Raw genomic sequence first — 15315 nt, forward strand, 5'->3', positions numbered from 1 at the left:
TTTGACTGCTATAAATATGATGGCGATTATGTTAATGATAATATCTGTGCTGGTAATTGGGAAAGGATTTGTTAGATTAAGTTGTTCAATCGTCATTAACTACTTATCAATTGGCGTCATGATCAGATTTATTTCTTGGGGATTTTCTATTATTCCGGTTACTATTTTTACAGCTTTTACGATTTTAGGAACGACAGTCTATTTAAGCGGTGGCTCTCCTGATATCTGCCAAAGTGTCTTTGTTTCTTGTCTATGCGTCATGTGTTTGATGGGGACTTTGATTTATTTAGTCTTTGGTTGGGCTCAAATCCAAGGATTTGGGTCAGAAAACACAGCAGAGCTAGAGAATATGTCTATTCTAATTAACGTGAAGTTCCTTGATGTGAGCTTTGCAATGGGTCTTTTAACGACAATGGGGGCGATTATTGAAGGGGCTATGTCGGTTGCGGTTGGAATGGAACAGTTTTATAGGACAAGCAAAGACCTCAACAAATTATTTTCTTTTGGTATTTCGATAGGAGAAAAAATGTTTGGCACACTTGTCAATACGTTATATTTTGGCTTTTTTGGGAGTTCGTTAGCATTATTCATTTGGTTTACCCGACTAAATTATGGATGGGACCAGCTGATTAATGACAAAGTATTTGTCTTTGAGTTATTATTGATATTATTTTCGTTTCTAGCCGTCGTCATCATTATCCCTGTAACCGTCATGTGTGTCATCTTGCAACAGCAATCAATCAATGTACACCGTTCTAATCGTTAAATGTCTGTTTGAAAACTAAGTATTTAATGACAAAATATTAATGCTAATTGTTTATTAATAATTTTATTTATATGATAAGGATGTTTTACTCATGGAGAATTTATTTTTACTAGGTGTGTCGTTAGTTATGTTACCAATGATTTTTGCTGTGCCACTTCTTTACAGTGATTCATTGTTGACACAAAATAAAGAGAGTGGGTTTGTCAGCATGATCACGGCTATCGTTGTCACTATTGCCATTTGGGTATTGGTGGGTTATCATCTATCCTTTAATCAGTTTGACACTTTAAATTTTCACGAGCATTTTGTTAACTGGTTAATCAAATGGGCTGCTAAGCCATCACTATCAGAAATCTTGAATATGTTGGTTCAATTAGATTTTGCACTGTATGCTGTGGTGATGTTTAGCGGAACGGCGTTAGCCAAACACACTTGGCCATTTTTCATGGTATTTATACCGCTTTGGTTGCTGCTGGTGTATGCGCCACTGGCCAATCTGATCTGGTCAACAAGTGGGTATTTACATTCTGTAAATGTGTTGGACTTCTCTGGTGGATTAGTTGTCCATCTTTCTGCTGGAGTAACCAGTCTAGTTATTGCTTTCACAGTCAAGCCAGTAAGAAAGTCTATTACAAAGTCACATAACACTAATTATTTGGCTACTGTTTTGATTATTACTGGATGGTTTGGATTTAACTTGGCCCCAGTAGGTTCCATTAATCATTTAACTGGTTTGGTCGTTTTAAACACGCTATTAGCTATTATTTTTGGATCGGTAGGCTGGTGTTTGAATGCTTATAGAATGGAACATATTTTAAACATGGAAAATATTCAAAATGGTATTTTAAGTGGATTGGTAACTAGTACAACGTTGGTTGGCTATGTTCCACCATACGGTATGATAGCTACTGCCTTTATTAGTGGCATTATTTCTCAAATGGTGACTGTATATAGTCACAAATCACGATATTTTTTTGATTTGGTTGATTCTTTTAGCATTAACGCCATAGGAGGATTTTTGGGTGCGATTGGTCTGATAATATTTGCAAATCAACAAATTAATGATCAGGGTGCCAAAGGACTGTTAATGGGTAATGTAGATTTTGCACTTATCGAGCTTTTTGGTATCTTGTCGACAACAGTGATTACAATTTTTGGAACTATTATCGCACATGCAATTACTATGTATTTAATAGGTAACACACATTATAAAGAAAGCGTACAATGATATGATTTTATCCGGTCAAAAAATAAAAGAGTCAATTGGCACTGATATTGTGATTGAACCTTTTACACTAAGTCATTTAAATCCAAATAGTTATAATCTAACTTTAGGTAATGATCTATTGATTTATGAAGACGAATTATTAGATATGAAACAGAAGCCATCAACACATTCAATTAAGATCCCAGAAGAAGGCTACATCTTGAAACCAGGGAAACTGTATTTGGGACAAACAGCTGAATTCACCCAAACCGACAAGTATGTACCAATGTTGGAAGGAAGGTCTTCTATTGGACGCTTAGGACTATCCATACACGTCACTGCAGGATTTGGTGACATCGGATTTTCGGGATATTGGACGTTGGAATTGTTTTGTTTACAACCAATTCGAATTTATGCTGGCGTACCAATCTGTCAAATTTATTATCATACAATCACTGATAATTACAGTCTTTATAACGCAGGGAAATATAGTAATAACCTAGGTGTACAAGCTAGCAAACTGTATGAAGATTTTCAGTAAACAATAAGGAGAAAATATGGAGAGCAAAATTATTATTATAGGTGCCGGAGCAGCTGGTATTGGGCTAGGTGTTACTTTGAAGCAATTTGGTGTTGATGATGTCTTGATTTTAGAGAAAGGTAATATTGGTCAAAGTTTTAAAGATTGGTCACCAGAGACGCACTTCATTACACCCTCTTTTACGAGTAATGGTTTTGGAATGCCAGATTTAAATGCGATTAGTCTTAATAGTTCGCCAGCTTACAGTTTAGGTAAGGAACGTCTTTCTGGTAAGGATTATGCTAATTATTTGTCTCTGGTGGCTGGTACGTATAATTTAAGTATAATGACAAATGAAATGGTCGATCAAGTTGTAGCACAAAAAGATAAGACTTATCAAGTCGTAACAAAAAATCATAAATTCCGGGCTAAATATGTTATTTTTGCTGTAGGCCAATTTAATTATCCATATAATCCTTTTGATTATGGTGTACATTATACTGAAGTAAGACAGTGGCATCAATTAACCACTCAGAATAGAATCATCATTGGAGGAAATGAAAGTGCTTTTGATGCGGCAATTAATTTGGCTCGAAATGGTGTTGTAGTAGACATTTGTACAAAAAGTACTGCGCTTTATGAACATAGTGTGGATCCCAGCGTTCGACTATCGGCGTATACTAGTGAAAAATATTATAATCTGACAGATCAGCAACGTCTTAATATCCGAGTACATGAACAAATGGACCTACAGCAGATTCAAAAATTAACTAACGGGAAATACCGGTTAATTTTTGATGAAGGAAACAAGATTATAGAAACGAGTGAAGAACCGATTATTTGTACTGGTTTTTACAATGGGGCAACACATATTCAACCAGATTTATTTAAAGTCGTCAATAATGTATCCCTGTTAAATGACTTTGATGAATCAATTATTGCCAAAAATGTCTTTTTAACAGGACCGGACGTTCGGCATGGTGAGACTATTTTTTGCTATGTTTATAAATTCAGACAACGATTTGCAATTATTGCGGAAGAAATCATGAAACGCGAGAGATTACCTATTGATACAAATATTTTGACGCAATATAAACACAACAGTTTTTATATTGAAGACTGTTCTAAGTGCGAGGTAAGGTGTGATTGTTAGCACTATAGCTTAAAAATAGGAGGTAATACTTTTGACTGTAATACCCGTAACGATTATTACTGGATTTTTAGGTGCTGGTAAAACAACGCTTTTGAATCAATTATTGCAAACGAAAAGTGATGAAAATGTTTTGATTATTGTGAATGAATTTGGCGACGTTGGGGTTGACTCCGATTTGGTTGTTCTGGATGATAAAGAAATGATTGTTCAGTTAAACAATGGATGTATGTGTTGTATTTTGCGACAAGATTTAGCAGAAACCTTTTTTGGTATTTTATCAGTCGCTGAAGAAAAAAACATTGTCATTAATCGTATTATTATAGAAACTAGTGGTTTAGCTGAACCAAGCCCAATTGCACAAACCATTCTAAGGACACCAGTTTTAAATGAAACTATGTCGATTGATAGTGTTTTGACGTTAGTGGATGGCATACATTGGAAGCAGCAGTTATCACAGTTTTCTGAGGCTAAAAATCAAATATTGTTTGCTGATCGTATTTTAATTACTAAATATCAAAATATAACTACGCTGCACTTGGACGAACTGAACCAATCAATTAAAGAAATTAACCCCATTAGTGATCAGTGTGTGATTAGCGGGAAAGAACGGTTTAGTGATTTAATTGGTTTAAATCTTTTTGATCAAGCGTCTGACAGTCATTTATTAGAATCCTTTATCTCAGAAATATCAGTCAATCAAGATGACCATGAGGAACACCACCATCATCACACGCCGGTTAATACATTCGTTATTGAAACAGATATTGTTTTTTCTGAAAGACAAATTACTAGATGGATTTCTGTGATCATTCGACGGTATGGTATGCGACTGTTACGCTACAAAGGACTCATACAAATAAAGGGTTTTACAAACGCTGTGATTATACAAGGTGTTAATATGGCGTTTCAATTATATAAAGGAAAAGAATGGCAACAAACACCCAAGACCAAAATCGTATTTATTGGCGATCATTTACCTGAAGACAAAATTAAATCACTATTATTCAATCAAAAATAAAATCCAGACTCCAAAAATATTTAAGTAGGTAATTGAATTATAATCTTCATATTTGGACAATTCTAAATGGTAATGTTTTAATATATGATAGAAACACTAGGGAGAAGATTCAGATGAATTTCACAGTACTATGGTGGCAAAAAAATATCAAAAGTTTAACTGTGTTATTTATTATAATTATGATTATTTGTTATGGCCTGCATATTGTCTCGAACCTGAATTCATTGGTAAATCAAGTCGATCAACTACCTATGCGCACTAAACCTGATGTGATGGCTAAAAAAATTGCACGATTACCACGTGGCGCTCATCTAATTATTATGAAAAAGCACAATGACTGGGTTTATGTAAAAAGAAATGATTTGTTTAACCATAAGCAAGTGGGTTGGGTGGCCTCTTGGTTAGTGTCTGATAAGCACCTGCAAAAACTAACCTCTTTAAGTGAATCAACCATTTATTTAGATTCAGGTCATGGTGGTACTGATACCGGTGCCATTTCAAATGATGGTCAATCATTTGAAAAGACGTATACATTAAAAGTGGCCAAAACAATAAAAGAGTTATTAGTTCCATCAGGTGCTCGTGTTATTATGACCAGAACGACGGATACATTTGTTGATTTAAAGCCACGTGCTAACAACTCTCAGAAAGTTAAAGCGAATGTTTTCATTTCGTTTCACTTTGATTCATCACCAACACCAAATCAAGCGTCCGGAGTGACACAATACTATTATCATCAAGATAATGGGTCTAAAAAATTAGCAAGTTTTGTGTCAAAAAATTTGAATCATGTGGGTTTACCCAATAGAGGTATCCATAAAGGTAATATTTTAGTGCTTCGCGATAATTCTCAACCAGCTATTTTGTTAGAAAATGGCTATATGAACAATGATAAAGACATTAAGTATATTCGATCTAAAAAATATCGTCAGCAAGTATCAAAAGATGTTGTCAAAGGTATTAGGCAGTACGTCAACAGCATTCCCCAATGAGCCGTTTTGCAAGATTGATTATTTTAAACTATTTTTTTACATAAAATACTCCTATACTTCATTTTACGGACTGAATAAAAATAGTCCATTTTTTTGGTATAAGAGCATTCGAGGCCGTGCGGGCCGTATGGGACACTATTTTACCGGAAATGTTTTTTGTTTAATGAAGCCCCCGCTGTAGAAAATTTTACAATTGATGTTCCAAGTGTTGATCAAAATCAAGTTTCTGATGAAATTTTAGTTAATATTCCCGATAAAGATGTTTTAAACAAGGAAAGAAAGGAGCAACTTGTCCACGATATTGATAACGAACTTCAAAAAATTATTAAAGATAATTTAGTGTCAGTTAACGGACAAAAATCTCTTTACAAATTTATGTTGGCAAATTATCGTCAGTTAGATTACTTAATGTGGAGTAAGATTCCAAAATATGAGCATCTTTGGAAAACTTTGTATTTAGGATATAAATTTTTAAAAGGTATAGATAATAAAGGATTGGCCCAGAACAAAGCAATAACTGCTTTAAAGCTAATTAATGAACCCTTGCTGCAAGTAATAAACAAACAAAAGTTATATTTTGAAAAAGTAGGTAAGAATAAGCCACTTGACTCTGCAATTGATAGTATTTTGAAGTTTCAGAGAAGTGAAGCAAATTTTGAAATACCTAAACTTCTTGCTGCGACGGAGTCTATTCAAAAATCTCTTTTCAAAACTAAAGGGGCAAAAATATTTGGCGATTATACCTATTTCTCATCCATACTAGAAAATGAGACGGTTGATGAGCGTCTTCAGTTTCTAATTTATTATGGTGTACCAAGTTCAGCAATTAAAAAAATAAGTAAAGTGGTACCTAGAGAAATCGAAGGTGATTCAAACATTGTAAGATATCTTAAAGACAGTTCAGTTAATATTAATTCTCTTTTACTTTCATATGAAAAAACATTAATTCGTAAAGCTTTAAACTGAAAATAAGCATATAGTATCAAAAAAGTTATAACATAAAGTGGTTCTCCTGAAATAGTATTTGCTGGAATACTTTATGATGAATTAATTATAGAGGATGCTTCACAAAATAAACACTAACATATTTTGTTTGTTGGTCAACCTAATGTTAAAAAATTATTTACTATCCGCATAATAATTACAAATAATGAATATTTGACTTTTTTTCTAAGCACGAATTTGGATAATTATTGTTCTTTGCAGTTCGTAATAGGAACAAGAGTATTAGGCGACTGATTTCTTTACTTAAAATTGCATCTACGCAGATCTACATCTTCTAGGGCTTTCTAATCTGGCTACGTATATTTTCTTTTTTAGATATCTGACATAATAGATTTTATCAAGACTTCGATTTATTTTTAATGATAACCCGACTTCATTAATTTCTGGAATTAAATATAACGTGAGAATTCAAAAGCGATCATCCCTTCAATAAATTAAGTGATGATCGCTTTTGAATTTTAAGTAGATGTTTTCGGCCTTTGTACAATGACAATAAAGAAAATTAATAATCATCACTAATTTTTCTTCACTGTTTCAAAACAGCATTTTTTTTAATGATTTACCTTCCGAATTGTGACACCTTGCTATCATTGCGTTTTAATTAACGGTATAGTTGGGGAAAAGTTGGGAGAGTTGGTTTTTGTGCAGTCACATCAAGAGATGGTATAATAATAAAGTTATATTTACGACTAGGAGATGAACAATGCCGATTAAATTAATTGCTTCTGACATGGATGGTACATTCTTAACCGCTAATGATATGTATAATCAAGCACGATTTGAGCGTGTATTGTCCGAGATGACCAAACGAGATATGAAGTTTGTGGCGGCGTCCGGCCGTCAAGTCAAAAATTTGCAACAACTTTTTGCCCCGACCATTGCCAAAGGGTATGCATTAGACTTTGTTGGCTCAAATGGAGCGGTTGTTGCGACGAGTGAACAACAGCTTTACTCAGTTCATTTGTCGGCGGAACAATTAGCCAAAGTCATTGACTGGAACGCCAAAAATCCAGAATCTGCTGAAAATATTATTATTATGACTGGCGATAATGCAACCTATGTTTCTAATCATGCCACTGGACCTGTGGCTAAAATGGTGTTTCAATTCTATCCAAACGTTAAACAAGTTGAAAAATTAATGGCGGTTGATGACCACATTTTAGAAATCACTTTTGTATGGCCAAATGATGAAGTACAACAACATGTGGCTGCGCTACGTGAGGTTTTTGGAGATGAGCTACATGCTACGGGTTCTGGTTTTGGTTCAGTGGACGTTTTAGGGCGCGGTGTTGATAAGGCAACGGGACTGCAAGTGCTGCAAGACTACTATGATGTTTTGGATGACGAAGTGATGGTCTTTGGCGACAACGGTAACGATTTAGAGATGCTGACTAAATATGAAAATGGTTTTGTGATGCCTAACGCTGAGGCATTTATGCAAGATGCTGTGACCAAAAAAGCCGCTGACGTGAACGTCAACGACGGTGTATTGAAAACAATCGAAAATTATTTAGGGATTTAATTAACATTTTTTGGTGATCCAAAGCGATTAATCAAGATGGCAACAGCAACACCAATGAAAGTATCCACAATTCGTTCAAAAACATAAACAATAGTGGCGCCGGCTGGAATGTTTAATGATATCATTAGCAAAGCAGCCATGGCACCGATTACGCCACTATTGTAATCGAAGCCGTCGAGCAAAACAATTGCGACAATGACCAATAGTGGTAGGAGAATCATCGAAGTCCATGGGGCATGGTTAGTTTGTTCACGTACGATAAAGTAAATGAGCGCGAAACCACCACCTACCGTATTTGATATGAGCCGTACTTTAGCAAAGTTGAGGGTTTTGTCCCAACTTTCTCGTAAAGCAAAAACTGCTGCTAAAGCAGCTACAAACGGTGGCCGATTAAAAAAGTAAAAAGATGTGATAATGATCATAACAGCGAAGGCTGTCTTTAGTGTTCTTAAACCTAACCGAAATTTTCCTATTTGCATAAAGTTCTCCAATGAATATTTTGTTATTTTATCACAACTTTGTGATACTATCTAGGTAGGTTGTTTAGACAATCAAAACACGCTCTAGAAAGGAATGACAAAATGTCAAACCCAACCCTTGATTTACTGAACCAACATATGTCGATACGTGCCTTCACTGATGACCCCGTGACAGACGAACAGGTTCAAGAAATTTTTCATGCAGCAGTCGCTGGACCAAACATGAATAATTACCAACCGGTAACCTTCATTGAAATTACTTCACAGAAGCTGAAGGCGGAAATTACTGCTCAGGTGGGGATGAAATATATTGAAACCGCTGCGCGTTACTTTGTTGTCGCAGTGGATTACAATAAAGACCTCATCGGATTGACGCCAGAAGAAAAAACGTTAGCTGAGGAAAATATAAAGCGGTATAATGTGCTTGAAGGTGGCATCATTAGTGCTGGTATTGCGTTAGGACGTGCGCAAGTCGCTGCTGAATCACTTGGATTAGGCAGCGTGACCATGGCCGGTGCTTTAAAAGCTTTTGAGCTTTATGAATCAGAACTCAACCTACCTAAGTATGTGAAAGCAGTTATGGGATTCTCAATTGGTTATCCGGCCCAAAACCCTGGTATTAAACCAAAGCTTGATTTAGACGGTGTTTTGATGAAGGATAGTTATCATCAAGAACAAATGGTTGAGGCAGTGATGCGATATGATAAAATCATGACGGATTATTATGCGCAACGTGGTGTGACCCGTTCGTGGATTAGCAACAATGTTAGAATGCTAACAGCCAATCGTGACACATCTGAATTGACACAATACACTCAAAATAAAGGCTTTAATTTAAAATAAGTTTTTATTTAAAATAGAATGAAAGCGGTTACAAAATGACATTAGTAATATTAGAAGCAGCCTTACACGATAAAATTTGGGGTGGTACAGCCTTGAAAGATTTTCATTTTCCTATTAAAGGCGATCACGTTGGTGAAGCTTGGGCTATTGCCGCTCATAAAAATGGCGAATCAATCATCAAGGATGGCCCATTTGCTGGACAAACTTTAACACAATTATGGCAAGATAATCCCAATCTTTTTGGTGGTCATGAGGCCAATGAGGCCTTTACGTTGTTAATTAAAATTCTTGACGCGCACCAAGACTTATCGATTCAAGTTCACCCAAACGATACACAATCACGTGAAAAATACGGTAAAACTGAATGTTGGTACATTTTAGATGCAACCCCAAATGCTAAAATTTATTATGGACATTATGCGCAAAGTCGTGATGAACTAAAGGCGATGGTTGAAAAAGAAGATTGGGATCATATGCTTCGAACTGTTCCTGTTAAAAAAGGGGACTTCTTTTATGTTCCTGCTGGCACTTTTCATGCGCTGGGGGCAGGAATTGTCGCTTTAGAAACGCAACAAAGCTCCGATACAACGTATCGCTTTTATGACTTTGACCGTGTTGATGCCACGACAGGGCAAAAGCGTGATTTGCAGATTGCAGATGCACTCGATGTTACGACTGTGCCACATCATGATCCTGTTTTAAAGCAAACAACCACTATTGTAGATCAAACGATTGTGACGCGATTGGTAACCTCTGTGAAGTTTACTGTTGAGAAATTATCTGTTCGTGGTTTATCGCAGTTTAATTTGGCGCATCATTATGAATTATTCACCGTCATAGATGGTGCAGGTCGCGTTAACGAGACTGCTGTCAAAAAAGGTGATAGTTTTATTCTTTTTGACGATGAAGCCATATCTTACGCATTAGATGGCGACATGACAATCATTAAAAGCTTCGTCACCAAAGACGATAATCCAGATCAACGATTTTAAATGTAAACATGCTGAAAGGATTTTATGAAAGTTATTCTACTTTTTTGTAAACAAATATGAAAGCGTTTACTTTTTTGTCCTGATACATTATAATATGATTTGTAAACAATAACTAAATTGTTATTGTGTAAGCGTTTACAAAATGGTTTCATTTCGCTATAATCATTAAGTAAACAATTTATTGAGAAGGAGATTTCCTAATGGTTAATTTGATTATTGCCAGCCATGGGGACTTTGCAAAAGGCATTTTGATGTCAGGATCAATGATTTTCGGTGAACAAGAAAACGTTGAAGTTGTGACATTTCTACCTAATGAAGGCCCTGATGATTTGGATCAGCACTATCAAGAAGCATTGTCGAAGTTCAACAATGATGATGAAGTGCTGTTCTTGGTTGATTTGTGGGGTGGTTCACCCTTTAATCGTGCCAGTCTGATTCAAAAGCAAAACCCAGATAAAATGGCTATTGTGTCAGGATTAAACCTGCCAATGCTAATTGAGGCCTACGGTGGACGTTTGAGTCAAACAAAGGCTGCGGATTTGGCTAAGTATTTGGTGCCGGTGGCTCGTGAGGGTGTTAAGTCTGTACCTGAGTTCCAAGAAGATGCACCAGCCGCAAGTAAAGAAAAGTCAACTGTTGGTCTTAAAGAGGGTCACATTAATATTAAGTTGGCTCGCTTGGATACACGTTTATTGCACGGTCAGGTTGCTACTGCTTGGACACCTGATTCAAAGGCAAACCGAATCATTGTTGTTTCTGATGCAGTTGCCAAGGACGAATTGCGCAAGAGTCTTATTCAACAAGCGGCGCCTAATGGTGTCAAAGCAAATATTGTGCCAATCAGTAAAATGATTGAAGTTGCCAAGGACGATCGATTTGGTGGTGTGGATGCTTTCCTTTTGTTTGAGACAGTTGAAGATGTCTTGAGAGCTGTTGAAGGCGGCGTACCATTGAAATCACTTAATGTCGGATCTATGGCCCATTCAGAAGGAAAAACAATGGTCAACAAGGTTTTGTCAATGGATAAGACTGACGTTGCTGCTTTCGAAAAGTTACGCGATCTAGGTGTTGAATTTGATGTCCGTAAGGTACCAAATGACAGTAAATCTAACTTGTTTGATTTAATCAAGAAAGCAAATGTTAAATAGCATTAAAATGTTTAATTAAGAAAGGTGTCTAAATATGTCTACTATTGCGATAATTTTAGTCGTAATCATTGCCTTCTTTGCAGGTTTGGAAGGTATCTTGGATCAATTTCAGATTCATCAGCCGCTAGTATCAGCGACTTTGATTGGTTTGGTTACAGGTCATTTAACAGCTGGTATCATCTTAGGTGGAACCTTGCAGATGATCGCGCTTGGATGGGCTAACATCGGTGCCGCTGTTGCGCCCGATGTTGCCTTGGCCTCTGTTGCATCTTCGATCATAATGGTCAAAGGTGGCGACTTCTCTGGAACAGGAATATCAGTTGCCGTTGCGACAGCTATTCCATTGGCTGTTGCTGGATTGTTCCTAACAATGGTCGTGCGTACTATTGCCGTTGGATTAACTCATGGTGCCGATGCGGCTGCCAAAGAAGGTAAGTTCCGTACAATTGAAACGCTTCACTTGTTTGGTTTGCTATTGCAAGGATTGCGTATTGCTATTCCAGCCGCAATTTTGATTGCTGTGCCTGCCGCAGCCGTCAAGAGCGCTTTAACATCAATGCCTGAATGGCTAACTGGTGGTATGGCCATTGGTGGTGGTATGGTTGTTGCCGTCGGTTATGCTTTGGTAATTAACATGATGGCTACGCGTGAAGTTTGGCCATTCTTCGCTATTGGTTTCGCGTTGGCTGCGGTTAGTCAATTGACTTTGATTGCTCTTGGTGCCATTGGTGTTGCCATTGCCTTGATTTACATTAACCTATCAAAGATGGGTGGTAACGGTGGCGGTTCAAATGGCGGTGGTTCGAATGGTGGCGACCCAGTCGGCGACATTTTGAACGAGTACTAGAAAGGAGCAACATGATGGCTGCAGAAAAAATTGAATTAACGCAAAAAGATCGTTTGTCAGTTGCTTGGCGCTCACAGTTCTTGCAAGGTTCATGGAACTACGAACGTATGCAAAACGTTGGTTGGGCTTACGCCATGATTCCAGCGATTAAAAAATTATATAAGTCAAAAGAGGACCGTGCCAGCGCATTGAAGCGACACTTGGAATTCTTTAATACACATCCCTATGTTGCCTCACCAATCATTGGTGTGACATTGGCATTGGAAGAAGAACGTGCCAATGGTGCGCCAATTGATGATACTGCGATTCAAGGTGTTAAGGTTGGTATGATGGGACCTTTGGCCGGAATTGGTGATCCAGTCTTCTGGTTTACTGTACGACCAATCCTTGGTGCTTTAGGCGCTTCACTTGCTATGAGTGGTAATATTCTTGGTCCAATCTTGTTCTTCGTTTTGTGGAACGTTATTCGTATGGCATTCTTGTGGTATACGCAAGAATTCGGTTACAAAGCCGGAAGTGCTATTACACAAGATTTGTCTGGTGGTTTGTTGAAAGACATCACTAAGGGTGCTTCGATTCTTGGTATGTTCATCTTGGCTGTGTTGGTTGAGCGTTGGGTATCAATTAAGTTTATCCTAGAATTGCCTGCTAAAAAGTTGGCCAAGGGCGCTTATATCAACTTCCCTAACGGACCAGTTTCTGGTGAGCAGTTGCAAAAGATTTTAGGTGAACAAGCATCAGGTTTGTCATTGACAAAGGTTGTGCCTAACACGTTGCAAGCCAATTTAGATAGTTTGATTCCTGGATTGATGGGATTGCTGTTGACATTCTTGGCAATGTGGTTGTTGAAGAAAAAGGTATCACCAATCGTGATGATCATTGGTATCTTTATCTTTGGTATCGCAATGCATGCCTTCCACATCATGTAAAAAATTTTGACAAAAAGTGCTCGCCTTATTGACGAGCACTTTTGTCAGTACATACGTTTAATGGAGTAGATTATGGTACAATCTTTAAACAAGACAGCAGAATTAACAACTCAGGGTATTTCTTATCTAGGTATGGGTGCAAAGTACGGACACTTTTTAATTGGCGATCAAGCTTTCGAATTCTTTAATGAAAATAATGTCGCTGATTACATTCAAATTCCGTGGGTCAATGTTAAGGCTGTTTATGCACAAGTCAGCAAGAAACACATAGGGCGTCGTTTCAGGGTAACCACTGACAGTGGAAATTTTGATTTTTCCGCAAAAGAATCTGGCAAAGTACTTAAAGTTATGCGAGAACATCTCGGAGATGAAAAAGTGTTGCGCCAACCGACGCTATGGCGTAGTGTGTTAGCACGATTTAAGAAACGAAAGGACGTTTGAGACGTCAGTAGGACACTAAATGAAGCAATTACAAAAAAGTCAAATTATACGATATTTTACGATTATTTTTGCCTTAGAAATTGTGGCTGTTAGCATTAACTTCTTTTATGCACCGGCAAAGGTCGCTGCAGGTGGCGCCACGGGTTTTGCCATTTTGGTCAATGAATTAACCGGCGTCGATCGTGCCATTACGGTATTAGTAGTTAATATGATCATGATTGTTTTGGCGGCAATCTTTTTGGATCGTGGTACCACGGCTCGTATTACGCTAGGTAGTTTTTTATTACCTGTTTTACTGAAAATTACACCTAGTTTTCAAATTCTAACAGATCGTACCTTAGCTGTTTTGGTTGGTGGCAGTATTTTTGCTGTTGGGGTCGCACTTTTGTATCGTATTGATGCTTCGAGTGGCGGTACAGCTGTTCCACCGATGATTTTAAAAAAATATTTTCGCATTACACCAGCCTTATCTCTACTAGCAATTGATACAGTAGTGTCATTAGGTAATTTAGTGACGCAAGGGCTTGAAGCGCTTATTTTAGCGTTGTTTTCATTGGTAATCACGGCGTTTGTGATGAATTATATTGAGACAGGTTTAGACCGACGCAAAATGGTTTATATTACGACTAATGAGCGAATTGACGAATTAAAACAGTATTTGCTAGATGGCGACAAGGGTTTTACGATTATGGATGTTAGAGGCGGTTACATGGGTGATGGCCGAGAAATGTTGATGGTTGTCTTGGACAATCAAGAATACAATCATTTTCTACGAGGCATTCACGAGGTTGATCCCGAGGCGTTCACAATTGCGTATGACATTAGTGAAGCACATGGCGGCACATTTCTTTAAGGGCATGAATTAGCCATTCATGTCTTTTTTGTTTTTTTATGAATATGCTAAGATGTTTAATGAGGAAAAAAATTATGAAACCCGAAATCACATTTTTGACTACTGACGACATTGCACAAGCAACAACGTTATATATTGACGTATTTTCGAAGGCACCTTGGTGTGAGCAGAATGACTATGACGATATTTTTCGATATATCACACGTCTTTTACAAATGAATACTAATCGCTGCTATGTTTATAAAAAAGCTGACCATATCATAGCCATGGCACTGGGATATGTGAAACCGTGGCATTTGGGTATTGAATATCAGTTGGATAATTTTTTTGTTGATGCGAATTATCAAGGATAAGGTGTTGGAACTGAATTACTTGTTTCAATCAAAAATGATTTGATAAAAAATGATATACCTGCCATTATTTTAGAGACAGAAAGTCATACGCCGGCTGAAAAGTTTTATCGGCATAATGGTTTTGATGCGTTAGCGGCACAACGGTCACTAACATTAACTTGTCAACTAATTTCATAACTGTTGACCATAAAATGACATTTTTATCTGTGATACTGCAATCTTAATAAAAAATGTGATAATATAAAAT

Annotated in this window: 18 protein-coding genes; 17 read left to right on the forward strand and 1 reads right to left on the reverse strand. The window is 37.1% G+C overall.

Annotation, left to right across the window (positions count from 1 at the left end; all coding sequences use genetic code 11):
- Nucleotide 1 precedes the first annotated feature (1 nt).
- From IAE53_RS05315 to IAE53_RS05350, 8 genes are all read left to right on the forward strand, one after another.
- Entirely contained in the window at nt 2-766 is a 765-nt protein-coding gene (locus IAE53_RS05315) for a YibE/F family protein (protein WP_200554197.1), read from the forward strand.
- 91 nt (nt 767-857) lie between these two features.
- A complete protein-coding gene (locus IAE53_RS05320) occupies nt 858-1994 on the forward strand; it encodes an ammonium transporter (protein WP_200136350.1) in 1137 nt (378 codons plus the stop codon).
- Nucleotide 1995: 1 nt separating this feature from the next.
- Nucleotides 1996-2514 (forward strand): dCTP deaminase, encoded by a 519-nt coding sequence (gene dcd / locus IAE53_RS05325; protein ID WP_200136351.1) that lies wholly within the window; start codon nt 1996-1998, stop codon nt 2512-2514.
- Nucleotides 2515-2530: 16 nt separating this feature from the next.
- Nucleotides 2531-3646, forward strand: a complete 1116-nt coding sequence (locus IAE53_RS05330) for an NAD(P)/FAD-dependent oxidoreductase (RefSeq protein ID WP_200136352.1) — start codon at nt 2531-2533, stop codon at nt 3644-3646.
- A 31-nt stretch (nt 3647-3677) separates the two neighbouring features.
- Nucleotides 3678-4664, forward strand: a complete 987-nt coding sequence (locus tag IAE53_RS05335; protein ID WP_200136353.1) for a GTP-binding protein — start codon at nt 3678-3680, stop codon at nt 4662-4664.
- A 113-nt stretch (nt 4665-4777) separates the two neighbouring features.
- The gene (locus tag IAE53_RS05340; RefSeq protein ID WP_200136354.1) at nt 4778-5656 is read left to right on the forward strand and encodes an N-acetylmuramoyl-L-alanine amidase; all 879 of its coding nucleotides are present in this window, start codon (nt 4778-4780) and stop codon (nt 5654-5656) included.
- Between the two features lie 156 nt (nt 5657-5812).
- Nucleotides 5813-6622 carry a hypothetical protein gene (locus IAE53_RS05345; RefSeq protein ID WP_200136355.1) on the forward strand — a complete coding sequence of 270 codons (810 nt, stop codon included), beginning with the start codon at nt 5813-5815 and terminating at the stop codon, nt 6620-6622.
- Nucleotides 6623-7364: 742 nt separating this feature from the next.
- Nucleotides 7365-8183, forward strand: a complete 819-nt coding sequence (locus IAE53_RS05350) for an HAD-IIB family hydrolase (protein ID WP_010291270.1) — start codon at nt 7365-7367, stop codon at nt 8181-8183.
- Here IAE53_RS05350 and IAE53_RS05355 read toward each other — a convergent pair.
- Nucleotides 8180-8662 carry an aromatic acid exporter family protein gene (locus IAE53_RS05355; RefSeq protein ID WP_010291273.1) on the reverse strand — a complete coding sequence of 161 codons (483 nt, stop codon included), beginning with the start codon at nt 8660-8662 and terminating at the stop codon, nt 8180-8182. The two genes, IAE53_RS05350 and IAE53_RS05355, sit on opposite strands and share 4 nt — an antisense overlap.
- A 102-nt stretch (nt 8663-8764) precedes the next feature.
- Here IAE53_RS05355 and IAE53_RS05360 point away from each other — a divergent pair, with 102 nt between their 5' ends.
- From IAE53_RS05360 to IAE53_RS11400, 9 genes are all read left to right on the forward strand, one after another.
- The gene (locus IAE53_RS05360) at nt 8765-9505 is read left to right on the forward strand and encodes a nitroreductase family protein (RefSeq protein WP_148423280.1); all 741 of its coding nucleotides are present in this window, start codon (nt 8765-8767) and stop codon (nt 9503-9505) included.
- A 35-nt stretch (nt 9506-9540) separates the two neighbouring features.
- Nucleotides 9541-10497: a type I phosphomannose isomerase catalytic subunit gene (locus tag IAE53_RS05365; protein WP_200136356.1), complete on the forward strand. Its 957-nt coding sequence runs from the start codon at nt 9541-9543 to the stop codon at nt 10495-10497.
- 200 nt (nt 10498-10697) lie between these two features.
- Nucleotides 10698-11645, forward strand: coding sequence for a mannose/fructose/sorbose PTS transporter subunit IIA (locus tag IAE53_RS05370; RefSeq protein WP_148423278.1), 948 nt, complete (start codon nt 10698-10700; stop codon nt 11643-11645).
- Nucleotides 11646-11679: 34 nt separating this feature from the next.
- Nucleotides 11680-12492, forward strand: a complete 813-nt coding sequence (locus tag IAE53_RS05375; RefSeq protein WP_148423277.1) for a PTS mannose/fructose/sorbose transporter subunit IIC — start codon at nt 11680-11682, stop codon at nt 12490-12492.
- Nucleotides 12493-12506: 14 nt separating this feature from the next.
- Nucleotides 12507-13421 carry a PTS system mannose/fructose/sorbose family transporter subunit IID gene (locus IAE53_RS05380; RefSeq protein ID WP_148423276.1) on the forward strand — a complete coding sequence of 305 codons (915 nt, stop codon included), beginning with the start codon at nt 12507-12509 and terminating at the stop codon, nt 13419-13421.
- Nucleotides 13422-13493: 72 nt separating this feature from the next.
- Nucleotides 13494-13862 (forward strand): DUF956 family protein, encoded by a 369-nt coding sequence (locus IAE53_RS05385; RefSeq protein WP_200136357.1) that lies wholly within the window; start codon nt 13494-13496, stop codon nt 13860-13862.
- Between the two features lie 19 nt (nt 13863-13881).
- The gene (locus IAE53_RS05390) at nt 13882-14715 is read left to right on the forward strand and encodes a YitT family protein (RefSeq protein WP_200136358.1); all 834 of its coding nucleotides are present in this window, start codon (nt 13882-13884) and stop codon (nt 14713-14715) included.
- Between the two features lie 74 nt (nt 14716-14789).
- Nucleotides 14790-15068, forward strand: coding sequence for a hypothetical protein (locus tag IAE53_RS11395; protein WP_233610732.1), 279 nt, complete (start codon nt 14790-14792; stop codon nt 15066-15068).
- Nucleotides 15069-15107: 39 nt separating this feature from the next.
- Nucleotides 15108-15245: a hypothetical protein gene (locus IAE53_RS11400; protein WP_233610733.1), complete on the forward strand. Its 138-nt coding sequence runs from the start codon at nt 15108-15110 to the stop codon at nt 15243-15245.
- The last annotated feature ends 70 nt before the right edge of the window (nt 15246-15315 follow it).

The sequence above is a fragment of the Leuconostoc sp. S50 genome, assembly GCF_016624925.1.
GTDB lineage: Bacteria > Bacillota > Bacilli > Lactobacillales > Lactobacillaceae > Leuconostoc > Leuconostoc pseudomesenteroides.

Coding starts and splice junctions, on each gene's coding strand:
- IAE53_RS05380 (WP_148423276.1), top strand. CDS start 12,507: ATGGCTGCAGAAAAAATTGAATTAACGCAAAAAGATCGTTTGTCAGTT.
- IAE53_RS11395 (WP_233610732.1), top strand. CDS start 14,790: ATGAAACCCGAAATCACATTTTTGACTACTGACGACATTGCACAAGCA.
- IAE53_RS05385 (WP_200136357.1), top strand. CDS start 13,494: ATGGTACAATCTTTAAACAAGACAGCAGAATTAACAACTCAGGGTATT.
- IAE53_RS05375 (WP_148423277.1), top strand. CDS start 11,680: ATGTCTACTATTGCGATAATTTTAGTCGTAATCATTGCCTTCTTTGCA.
- IAE53_RS05340 (WP_200136354.1), top strand. CDS start 4,778: ATGAATTTCACAGTACTATGGTGGCAAAAAAATATCAAAAGTTTAACT.
- dcd (WP_200136351.1), top strand. CDS start 1,996: ATGATTTTATCCGGTCAAAAAATAAAAGAGTCAATTGGCACTGATATT.
- IAE53_RS05350 (WP_010291270.1), top strand. CDS start 7,365: ATGCCGATTAAATTAATTGCTTCTGACATGGATGGTACATTCTTAACC.
- IAE53_RS05390 (WP_200136358.1), top strand. CDS start 13,882: ATGAAGCAATTACAAAAAAGTCAAATTATACGATATTTTACGATTATT.
- IAE53_RS05365 (WP_200136356.1), top strand. CDS start 9,541: ATGACATTAGTAATATTAGAAGCAGCCTTACACGATAAAATTTGGGGT.
- IAE53_RS05330 (WP_200136352.1), top strand. CDS start 2,531: ATGGAGAGCAAAATTATTATTATAGGTGCCGGAGCAGCTGGTATTGGG.
- IAE53_RS05360 (WP_148423280.1), top strand. CDS start 8,765: ATGTCAAACCCAACCCTTGATTTACTGAACCAACATATGTCGATACGT.
- IAE53_RS05370 (WP_148423278.1), top strand. CDS start 10,698: ATGGTTAATTTGATTATTGCCAGCCATGGGGACTTTGCAAAAGGCATT.
- IAE53_RS05355 (WP_010291273.1), bottom strand. CDS start 8,662: ATGCAAATAGGAAAATTTCGGTTAGGTTTAAGAACACTAAAGACAGCC.
- IAE53_RS05320 (WP_200136350.1), top strand. CDS start 858: ATGGAGAATTTATTTTTACTAGGTGTGTCGTTAGTTATGTTACCAATG.